Raw genomic sequence first — 9,585 nt, 5'->3', positions numbered from 1 at the left:
AAAGGGGTTGTTACTTGGCACTGACTTTCGGCACGCTGTTGAGTTCTCAAGGAGCGGACGCGCGGAGAACCAGGCCTCCCGGCCGTCGTCTTCGGCTTGTTGTGTCGCACTCTGGCGCCCGGGCCCGGCCTCGCGGTCGTTCCCGGCGCAGAGAGAAAGTTACGTGGGCCTGCTGGCCGTGTCAAACCAGTACCCGGTGACGCCGGACACCCCGCCGGAACCGGCATGTCACACGCCGTTCACATGCAGGTCAGGGCGTCGTGCCGCGCTGCACGCCGGCCACTGCGCGCTTGCCGCGCCGGAGCACCAGCCACCCGCCGGGCAGCCACGCGTCATCCCCCGGCGCGGCGTCGGCGTCGGTCACCCGTTCGTTGTTCAGGTAGGCGCCGCCCTCCTTCACCGTCCGTCGGGCCTCGGAGAGGCTGCCCACGAGCCCGGTGAGCTGGAGCAGCTGGGCGACGGTGGGCGTGTCGCCGTCCACGGTGACGCTGCCGGCCTCCCGCAGGGCCGCACCGAGGGCCTGCTCGCCGAGGGCGGTGAGGTCCTCCCGGCCGAAGAGCGCGCGCCCGGCGGCCTCCGCCTGGCGCAGCTCGTCCGGCCCGTGCACGAGCAGGGTCAGCTCCTCGGCCAGTGCCCGCTGCGCCGTCCGCGCCGCCGGGCGTTCCACGCTCTCGGCGACCAGGGCGTCGACCTCCTCGGCCGGGCGCTCGGAGTACAGCGGCAACCAGGCGCGGACGTCGGCGTCCTCGGCGTTGAGCCAGAACTGGAAGAAGGCGTAGGGCGAGGTGAGTGCCGGGTCGAGCCAGACGGCACCACCCTCGGACTTGCCGAACTTGGTGCCGTCGGACCTCGTCACCAGCGGGGTCGACAGGGCGTGCACGCGGGCGCCCTCGGTGCGGCGCACGAGGTCGATGCCCGCGGTGAGATTGCCCCACTGGTCGGAGCCACCGGTCTGCAGCGTCACCCCGTGCCGGCGGTGCAGCTCGCGGTAGTCGTTGGCCTGCAGGATCTGGTAGCTGAACTCGGTGTAGCTGATCCCGGCCTCGGAGTTGAGCCGGGCCGACACCGCCTCCTTGGCCAGCATCTGGCTGACCCGGAAGTGCTTGCCCAGGTCGCGCAGGAAGTCGATCGCGGAGACGGGCGCGGTCCACTCCAGGTTGTCGACGTAGATGGGGCCCTTGAGTCCCTCGGTCTCCGCAGGGACCTCGAGGAAGGGCGCCACCTGCTCGCGGATGCGGTCCACCCACGCGGCCACCGTGCCGCGGTCGTTGAGCTGGCGCTCGGCCGAGGGCCGCGGGTCACCGATGAGCCCGGTGGCCCCGCCGACGAGGACGACGGGCTGGTGCCCGGCACGCTGCAGCGCCCGCAGCACCATGAACTGGAGCAGGTGGCCGACGTGCAGGCTGGGCGCGGTCGGGTCGAAGCCCGCGTAGTAGGCGACCGGCCCCTCGGCCAGGTGCGCACGCAGCCCGTCCTCGTCGGTGCTCTGGGCGATCAGCCCACGGCGGTGCAGCTCGTCGATCACGTCGATCACGGCACCATCCTCGCTGGCGTCCTCGCGGTCCGTCCGCCCGGGCGGCCCGACGTCACGCGCGCGGTCCCGGGCCGCCGTCTCGCCCGGCCGCGCGGCGGCGGGGACGAGCACCCGGGCGGAACACGCTCACCGACTCCGCGCCGGTCTCCCAGAAGCGCCACGGCAGGTCCGTGGCCAGGCTGATGCCGACCCGCGGGCCCGCCGACACCTCCGCCGGCGGGTCGCCGCGGTGCAGCCGGACCGAGCTGTCCGGGGAGAGCAGGTCGGCGTCCTTGTCGTCGGGACCGATCGCCAGGGCCTGGGTCAGCCGGGCCGGCCCGCGGGCGAGGTCGCGCCCGGACCGGGCCGCCGGCCGGCGGCTGCGGGCCAGCTCCTCCCCCACCACGACCTCCCCGGCGCGCAGCAGCACCGCCGAGCCGTGCCCCTCGGGGCCCACGACGACGTTGGCGCACCAGTGCACGCCGTAGCTGAAGTAGACGTAGAGGCGCCCGGGCGGGCCGAACATGATCGCCGCGCGGGGCGTGGGCCCGCGGTGCGAGTGGGCCGCCGGGTCGGTGCCGTCGCCGGCGTAGGCCTCGACCTCGGTGAGCCGCAGCGCCACCCGGCCCACCGGGCGGTCGGTGACCAGCCAGCAGCCGAGCAGGGTGGGGGCCACGACGTCGGGCGGCCCGAGCAGCTCCTCGGCGGTGAGGAGCGGCCCGGGCGACGGCGAGCTCAGAGGGCGGCCGCCACGGGCGAGGACGACGCCCACTCGGTGTGCTGCCGCGCCTGCTCCGCCAGCGACGTCAGCTGCTCGGCGACCCGCTCGGGCGCCGTCCCGCCGCGGGTGTTGCGCGCGGCCAGGGCGCCGCGCACCGACAGCACCGATCGGACGTCGGGGGTCAGCCGCTCGTCGATGCCGGCCAGCTGGTCGTCGTCCAGCTCGTCGAGCTCGAGCCCGGCCCCCTCGCAGAACGCCACCATCTCGCCGCTGATCTCGTGTGCCGACCGGAACGGCACGCCCTGCCGGACCAACCACTCGGCGACGTCGGTGGCCAGGGCGAAGCCCTGCGGCGCCGCGGCCTCGAGCACGTCGGGGCGCAGCGTCAGCGTGGCGACCATCCCGGTGACCGCCGGCAGCAGGAGCAGCAGCTGCGACATCGAGTCGAAGACAGGCTCCTTGTCCTCCTGCAGGTCCCGGTCGTAGGCCAGCGGCAGGCCCTTGAGCATGGTCAGCAGCCCGGTCAGGTTGCCGACGAAGCGGCCGGACTTGCCGCGGGCCAGCTCGGCGATGTCGGGGTTCTTCTTCTGCGGCATGATCGACGACCCGGTCGCCCAGGCGTCGTCCAGCCGGGCCCAGCCGAACTCGGTCGACGTCCAGAGCACGACCTCCTCCCCCAGCCGGGAGAGGTGGACGCCGATCAGCGCCGCGGCGAAGCAGAACTCGGCGGCGAAGTCACGGTCGCTGACGCCGTCGATCGAGTTGTCCGAGGCGCGGTCGAAGCCGAGCTCCGCGGCGACGGCGTCCGGGTCCAGCGGCAGCGACGAGCCGGCCAGCGCGCCGGAGCCGTAGGGGCTGACGGCGGTCCGCCGGTCCCAGTCGCGCAGCCGGTCGACGTCGCGGGAGAGCGCGTGCGCGTGGGCCAGCAGCTGGTGGGCGATGAGCACCGGCTGGGCGTGCTGCAGGTGGGTCATGCCGGGCGCGGCGACGTCGGCGTACCGCTCGGCCAGCCCGACCAGCGCGTACTCCAGCGACGCCAGCTCGCCGACGAGGGTGCGGACGTGGTGGCGCAGGTAGAGCCGCAGGTCGGTGGCGATCTGGTCGTTGCGGCTGCGGCCGGCGCGCAGCTTGCCGCCCAGCGCACCGAGCTTCTCCGACAGTCCCCGCTCGAGTGCCTCGTGGACGTCCTCGTCGGACTCGACCGGGCCGAAGGTGCCCGCCGCCACCTCGGCGGAGAGCTCGGTGAGCGCCCCGACCATCCGGGCCAGCTCGTCGTCGGTCAGGAGTCCGGCCCGGTGCAGCACACGCGCGTGCGCCCGCGAGCCGGCCAGGTCGAACACGGCGAGCTGCCAGTCGAAGTGGGTCGACTTGCTCAGCGCGGCCATCGCCGGAGAGGGGCCGCCGCCGAAGCGGCCGCCCCACAGCCGGGTGTCCGAGGGTGCCGAGGTCACGGTTCAGCTCTCTCCCAGGTCTGAGTGCAGTTCGGGGTACACGGCCGGTGAACGCTCCGCGAGCGCGGTCAGGCGGGCGGCGAGGGCCGGGCCGCCGTCGGGCTCGCGGGAGACGACCAGGAGAGTGTCGTCCCCGGCGATCGTGCCCAGGACGTCGGGGAGGCCGACCTTGTCCAGGGCGGAGGCCAGGAACTGCGCGGCCCCCGGGGGCGTGCGCAGGACGGCCAGGTTGGCGCTGCCCTCGGCGCTGGTCAGCAGGTCGGCCAGCAGCCGGATCAGCCGGGCCGGTGCGGCCTGCGCCGGGCGCAGCGGGGCGTTCTCCGGCGGCAGCACGTAGGACGCCGGAGCGCCGTCCGAGCCGCGCATCTTGACCGCACCCAGCTCCTCGAGGTCCCGCGACAGCGTCGCCTGGGTGACCTCGATGCCCGACTCGGCCAGCAGCGCCGCCAGCTGGCTCTGCGAGGTCACCGGCTGGGCCTCGATCAGCCGCCGGATGCGGGCCTGGCGGGCGGAGCGGGTCGGCGCGCCGGTCATCGGGACAGCAGCCAGGCCAGCAGCGCCTTCTGGGCGTGCAGCCGGTTCTCCGCCTCGTCCCAGACCGCGCTCTGCGGCCCGTCGATCACGCCCGCCGAGATCTCCTTGCCGCGGTAGGCCGGCAGGCAGTGCAGCACGACGGCGTCATCCGCGGCCCGGGCCAGCGCGGCGTCGTCCACCGCGTAGGGCAGGAACGGGGCGATCCGCGCCTCGTACTCCCCCTCCTGGCCCATCGAGACCCAGGTGTCGGTGGCCAGCACGTCGGCGCCGTCGGCGGCGGCCGCGGCGTCGGTGGTCCACCGCACCGAGCCGCCGGTCTCCGCCGCGATCTCCGCCGCCCGCTTCAGGATGCCGGGATCGGGCTGGAAGGACTCCGGCGAGCCGATCCGCACGTGCATGCCCGCCGTGGCGCCCCCGAGCAGGTAGGAGTGCGCCATGTTGTTCGCGCCGTCGCCGAGGTAGGTGAAGGTCAGCCCGGCCAGCCGGCCGCGGCGCTCGAGCACCGTCTGCAGGTCGGCCAGGATCTGGCACGGGTGGAACTCGTCGGTCAGCGCGTTGACCACCGGCACCCGGCTGACCGCGGCCATCGCCTCGATCCGCTCCTGGCCGAAGGTCCGCCAGACGATCGCGGCGGCCTGCCGGTCGAGCACGCGGGTGGTGTCCTCGATCGGCTCGCCGCGACCGAGCTGGCTGGACGCCGCGTCGATCACCAGCGGGTAGCCGCCGAGCTCGGCGATGCCGATCGAGAAGGACACCCGTGTGCGGGTGGACGGCTTGTCGAAGAGCACCGCGACCGCCCGGGGCACACCGTTCGGCGCGGCCAGGGGGGTCGGCGCCTGCGGGGTGTGCCGGGTCCGCTTGAGATCGGCGGCCAGCGCCAGCACCTCGGCCTGCTCGGCCGGGGTGAGGTCGTCGTCGCGGAGGAGGTGCCGGGTCACTGGCCGGCCGTCGCAGCCTCGACGGCCGCCGGCAGGGCGGCGACGAAGGCGTCGACCTGGGCGTCGGTCAGCACCAGGGACGGCGCCAGCCGCAGCACGTCGGGGGCGACGGCGTTGGTGAGGAAGCCGGCCTCCCGCAGCTGCGCCTCCAGGGCACCGGCCACCGGCGCGGTGAGGACGACGCCCAGCAGCGCGCCCTTCCCCCGCACGCCGCTGATCCCCGGGGCGCCCAGACCCTCGATGCCGGCGGTGAACCGGTGCTCGAGCTCCTTGGCCCGCTCCAGCAGCCCCTCGTCGCGGATCGTGTCCAGGACGGCGAGGGCGGCCGCGGCGGCGATCGGGTTGCCGCCGAAGGTCGACCCGTGCGAGCCCGCCGTCATGAGGTCGGCGGCCGCGCCGAAGGCCAGGGTGGCGCCGATCGGCAGCCCGCCGCCGAGCGCCTTGGCCACCGTGATCAGGTCGGGCTGCAGGCCGTCGGCCTGGTGGGCGAACCAGTGCCCGGTGCGGCCGGTGCCGGTCTGCACCTCGTCGACGGCGAACAGCGCCCCGGCCGCCGAGGCGGTCTGCGCGGCGTCGGCCAGGTAGCCGGCGGGCGCGGGCAGCACGCCGCCCTCGCCGAGCATCGGCTCGAGCAGCACCATCGCCGTCTGCTCGGAGACCGTGCCGGCCAGCTCGCCGGCGTCCCCGTAGGCCACGAACCGGACCCCGCCGGGCAGCGGGGCGAAGGCGTCGGCCTTCCCCGGCTGACCGGTGAGCGCGAGCGCCCCCATGGTCCGGCCGTGGAACGAGCCCACCGCGGTGACCACCTCAGGCCGCCCGGTCAGCCGGCTGATCTTGAAGGCCGCCTCGTTGGCCTCGGCCCCGGAGTTGCAGAAGAACACCCGCCCGGGCCGGCCGGCGAGCTCGAGCAGCCGCTCGGCGAGCAGCACGCCGGGCTCGTGCATCGCCAGGTTGGAGACGTGCCCGAGGGTCTGCGCCTGCCGGGTGATCGCCTCGACCACCTTGGGGTGGGCGTGGCCGAGGATCGTGGTGGCGATCCCGCCGAGCAGGTCGGTGTACTCACGGCCGTCGACGTCCCAGACGGTCGCCCCCGCACCGCGGGCCAGCGCCACCGGCGGGGTCTTGTAGTTGCTCATCATGACGGCCGACCAGCGGGTGGCCAGCTCCTCCGTGCGGGTCATGCCGGCTCCTTCCCGTTCTCGGCCGGGACGACCATCGTCCCGGTGCCCTCGGTGGTGAACATCTCCAGCAGCAGGGCGTGCGGCGAGCGGCCGTCGACGACGGTCGCCCGGTTCACCCCGCCGTTGACCGCCCGCAGGCAGGCGGCCATCTTCGGCAGCATCCCCGCGTCCAGCGTCGGCAGGATCTCGGCCAGCTCGGCGGCGTCGATCTGCTGCACCAGCGAGTCGCGGTCGGGCCAGTCGGCGAAGAGGCCCTCGACGTCGGTGAGGACGACGAGCTTCACCGCTCCCAGCGCGACGGCCAGTGCCGCCGCCGCGGTGTCGGCGTTGACGTTGTGCACCACGCCGTCGGCGTCCGGCGCGACGGTGGCGACCACCGGGATGTGCCCGGAGGCCAGCAGCGCGCTGACCGGGGTCGGGTCGACGGCGACGACGTCGCCGACCAGACCGACGTCGACCGGCCGGCCGTCGACCAGGGCGTGGGTGCGGGCCGCGGTGAACAGGCCGCCGTCCTCCCCGGACAGGCCGACGGCCAGTGGGCCGTGCTGGTTGATCAGCCCGACGACCTCGGGGGTGACCTGGCCGGTCAGCACCATCCGGACGACGTCGATCGTCTCCGGCGTGGTGACCCGCAGGCCGCCGCGGAACTCGCTCTCGACGCCGAGCCGGGCGAGCATCTCGGTGATCTGCGGCCCGCCGCCGTGCACGACGACCGGGTGGATGCCGCACGTCCGCAGGAACACCATGTCCTCGGCGAAGGCCCGGCGGCACTCCTCGTCGACCATCGCGTGCCCGCCGTACTTCACGACGACGACGTTGCCGTGGAACTCCTTGAGCCACGGCAGCGCGCCGGTGAGGACGGCGACCTTCAGCCGGTCGCCCTCGGGGTCGTCGGTGCGCATGACCCGGCGGGTGCCGACCTTCCGGGGCGGCCGGAGCTCGTCGACGCGGACGTCGGGCGGCGTGGGGTCCTGGGCGTTCGGGTCGTGCGCGGTGGTCACGTGGGGTTCCGGCTCGCTCTGGCTCATGTGGAGTACGCCGAGTTCTCGTGGACGTAGGCGATGGACAGGTCGTTGGTCCAGATCGTCGCCTGTTCCGTGCCGGCCCTCAGGTCGACGTCGATGGTGATGGCGCGGCCGGAGAGGTCCACGCCCTCCCGGGGGTCGCCGATCGCGCCGCCGCGGCAGACGGTGACGCCGTTGATGGTCACGTCGACCCGGTCGGACTCGAAGGCGGCGTCGGTGGTGCCGATCGCGGCCAGCACCCGGCCCCAGTTGGGGTCGTTGCCGAACAACGCCGTCTTGAGCAGGTTGTTGCGGGCGCAGGCCCGGCCGGCGGTCAGCGCGTCCTCGACGGTGGCGGCGTTGCGGACGGTGATCGCGATGTCCTTCGTCGAGCCCTCGGCGTCGGCCAGCAACTGCATGGCCAGGTCGGTGGCCGCCGCGGTGAGCGCCTCGGTGATCTCCTCGGCGCTCGGCGACACCCCACTGGCCCCGGACGCCATGACGATGACCGTGTCGTTGGTGGACAGGCAGCCGTCGGAGTCGACCCGCTCGAAGCTGACGCCGGTCGCCTCCTTGAGCGCCGTCTGCAGGGTGCCCGCGTCGACCACCGCGTCCGTGGTGAGGACGACGAGCATCGTGGCCAGGCTCGGCGCGAGCATGCCCGCACCCTTCGCCATGCCCCCGACGGTCCAGCCGTCGCGGGCCTGCACGGTCGTCTTGGGAACGCTGTCGGTGGTCATGATCGCCAGCGCGGCGTCCTGGCCACCGTCCTCGGCCAGCGCCCCGGCCGCGGCGGTGACCCCGGCGGTCAGCTTCTCCATCGGCAGCCGGACGCCGATCAGCCCGGTGGAGGCGACCGCGACGTCGATCGCGCCGATGCCGAGCTCGGCGGCGACGTGCTCGGCGGTGGCGTGGGTGTCCTGGAAGCCCTCGGGCCCGGTGCAGGCGTTGGCCCCGCCGGAGTTGAGCACGACCGCCCTGACCCGGCCGCCGCCGAGGACCTGCCGGCTCCACAGCACCGGAGCGGCCGGGAAGCGGTTGGTGGTGAAGACGGCCGCGGCGACGTCGTCCGGACCGTCGTTGACGACCAGCGCGACGTCGTTCGCGCCGGTGCTCTTGAGACCGGCGGCGACGCCCGCGGCCCGGAAGCCCTTCGGGGCGGTGGTGCTCACGGCGCGACCCCCACCACGGGCAGGCCGGTGGTCTCGGGCAGGCCGAGGGCGAGGTTGGCGCACTGGACCGCCGCTCCCCCGGTGCCCTTGGTGAGGTTGTCGACGGCCGCGATGACGACCAGCCGGCCGGCGTCCGGGTCGACCGCGACCTGCAGGGCGACGGTGTTCGCGCCGAGGACCTGGGCCGTCGTCGGCCATTGCCCCTCGGGGAGCAGGTGCACGAACGGCTCGTCGGCGTAGGCCTTCTCGAAGGCGGCCCGCGCGGCGGCGCCGTCCGTCCCGGAGGTCAGCGGCGCAGAGCAGGTGGCGAGGATGCCCCGGCTCATCGGCACCAGCGTCGGGGTGAAGCTGACGGTCACCGGTGCCCCGGCGGCCCGGGAGAGGTTCTGCACCATCTCGGGCGTGTGCCGGTGGACCCCGCCCACGCCGTAGGCGCTGACCGAGCCCATCACCTCGCTGCCCAGCAGGTGCGGCTTCGCGGACTTCCCCGCGCCGGAGGTGCCGCTGGCCGCTACCACGACGACGTCGGGCTCGACCAGCCCGGCGGCCAGCGCCGGCGCGAGGGCCAGCGTGACCGAGGTCGGGTAGCAGCCCGGGACGGCGATCCGCCGGGCACCGGCCAGCTGTTCGCGCTGGCCGGGCAGCTCGGGCAGGCCGTACGGCCAGGAGCCGGCGTGCTCGCCGCCGTACCACCGGGCCCAGGCCGCGGGGTCGTTGAGCCGGTGGTCGGCGCCGCAGTCGATGACCAGGGTGTCGGCCGGGAGCTGCGCGGCGATCGCGGCGCTCTCCCCGTGCGGCAGGGCCAGGACGACGACGTCGTAGCCGGCCAGGTCGGCCGCGCCGCTCGCCTTGACCTCCATGTCGGCGAAGGGCAGCAGGTGCGGCTGCAGCTCACCCAGGCGTCGGCCGGCGCTCGAGTTGGCGTGCACCCCGGCCAGCCGGAGGCTCGGGTGCCCGGCCAGCAGCCGGCACACCTCACCCCCCGCGTACCCGGTGGCGCCGGTGACCCCGACCGTCCACGTCTGCCCTGCCGTCATGCTGCATGACCATACACGACCATGCATGATTGTT

At 74.5% G+C, this 9,585-nt stretch carries 9 protein-coding genes; all 9 read right to left on the bottom strand.

Annotated elements, in window-relative coordinates:
* Positions 1-250 precede the first annotated feature (250 nt).
* From tyrS to argC, 9 genes are read right to left on the bottom strand one after another with little or no spacing between them, the layout of a single operon-like run.
* The gene (gene tyrS / locus MY526_RS19975; RefSeq protein ID WP_436704906.1) at positions 251-1,534 is read right to left on the bottom strand and encodes a tyrosine--tRNA ligase; all 1,284 of its coding nucleotides are present in this window, start codon (positions 1,532-1,534) and stop codon (positions 251-253) included.
* A gap of 52 nt (positions 1,535-1,586) precedes the next feature.
* Positions 1,587-2,285, bottom strand: coding sequence for a DNA-3-methyladenine glycosylase (locus tag MY526_RS19970; RefSeq protein ID WP_436704905.1), 699 nt, complete (start codon positions 2,283-2,285; stop codon positions 1,587-1,589).
* Positions 2,249-3,685, bottom strand: a complete 1,437-nt coding sequence (gene argH, locus MY526_RS19965) for an argininosuccinate lyase (protein WP_436694612.1) — start codon at positions 3,683-3,685, stop codon at positions 2,249-2,251. The genes MY526_RS19970 and argH overlap by 37 nt, the downstream gene beginning before the upstream one ends.
* A 3-nt stretch (positions 3,686-3,688) precedes the next feature.
* Positions 3,689-4,219: an arginine repressor gene (locus tag MY526_RS19960; RefSeq protein ID WP_436694611.1), complete on the bottom strand. Its 531-nt coding sequence runs from the start codon at positions 4,217-4,219 to the stop codon at positions 3,689-3,691.
* Positions 4,216-5,157: an ornithine carbamoyltransferase gene (gene argF, locus MY526_RS19955; RefSeq protein WP_436694610.1), complete on the bottom strand. Its 942-nt coding sequence runs from the start codon at positions 5,155-5,157 to the stop codon at positions 4,216-4,218. The genes MY526_RS19960 and argF overlap by 4 nt, the downstream gene beginning before the upstream one ends.
* Entirely contained in the window at positions 5,154-6,338 is a 1,185-nt protein-coding gene (locus MY526_RS19950; RefSeq protein WP_436704904.1) for an acetylornithine transaminase, read from the bottom strand. Before MY526_RS19950 ends, argF begins: the two co-directional genes overlap by 4 nt.
* A complete protein-coding gene (gene argB / locus MY526_RS19945; RefSeq protein WP_436704903.1) occupies positions 6,335-7,366 on the bottom strand; it encodes an acetylglutamate kinase in 1,032 nt (343 codons plus the stop codon). The genes MY526_RS19950 and argB overlap by 4 nt, the downstream gene beginning before the upstream one ends.
* A complete protein-coding gene (argJ, locus tag MY526_RS19940) occupies positions 7,363-8,514 on the bottom strand; it encodes a bifunctional glutamate N-acetyltransferase/amino-acid acetyltransferase ArgJ (protein WP_436704902.1) in 1,152 nt (383 codons plus the stop codon). Before argJ ends, argB begins: the two co-directional genes overlap by 4 nt.
* Complete coding sequence (argC, locus tag MY526_RS19935; RefSeq protein ID WP_436694606.1) at positions 8,511-9,551, bottom strand: N-acetyl-gamma-glutamyl-phosphate reductase; 1,041 nt, start codon at positions 9,549-9,551, stop codon at positions 8,511-8,513. Before argC ends, argJ begins: the two co-directional genes overlap by 4 nt.
* Between the last annotated feature and the right edge of the window lie 34 nt (positions 9,552-9,585).

It is taken from the genome of Geodermatophilus sp. CPCC 205761, from assembly GCF_051383655.1.
Taxonomy (GTDB): Bacteria; Actinomycetota; Actinomycetes; order Mycobacteriales; family Geodermatophilaceae; genus Geodermatophilus.
The sequence above is the reverse complement of the archived record's forward strand: the minus strand, read 5'-3'. Positions and strand labels throughout refer to the sequence as shown.

What these genes read in the sequence shown, in the direction of transcription:
- MY526_RS19960 (WP_436694611.1), bottom strand. Translation starts at nt 4,219, where the DNA reads ATGACCGGCGCGCCGACCCGCTCCGCCCGCCAGGCCCGCATCCGGCGG.
- MY526_RS19950 (WP_436704904.1), bottom strand. Translation starts at nt 6,338, where the DNA reads ATGACCCGCACGGAGGAGCTGGCCACCCGCTGGTCGGCCGTCATGATG.
- argB (WP_436704903.1), bottom strand. Translation starts at nt 7,366, where the DNA reads ATGAGCCAGAGCGAGCCGGAACCCCACGTGACCACCGCGCACGACCCG.
- argC (WP_436694606.1), bottom strand. Translation starts at nt 9,551, where the DNA reads ATGACGGCAGGGCAGACGTGGACGGTCGGGGTCACCGGCGCCACCGGG.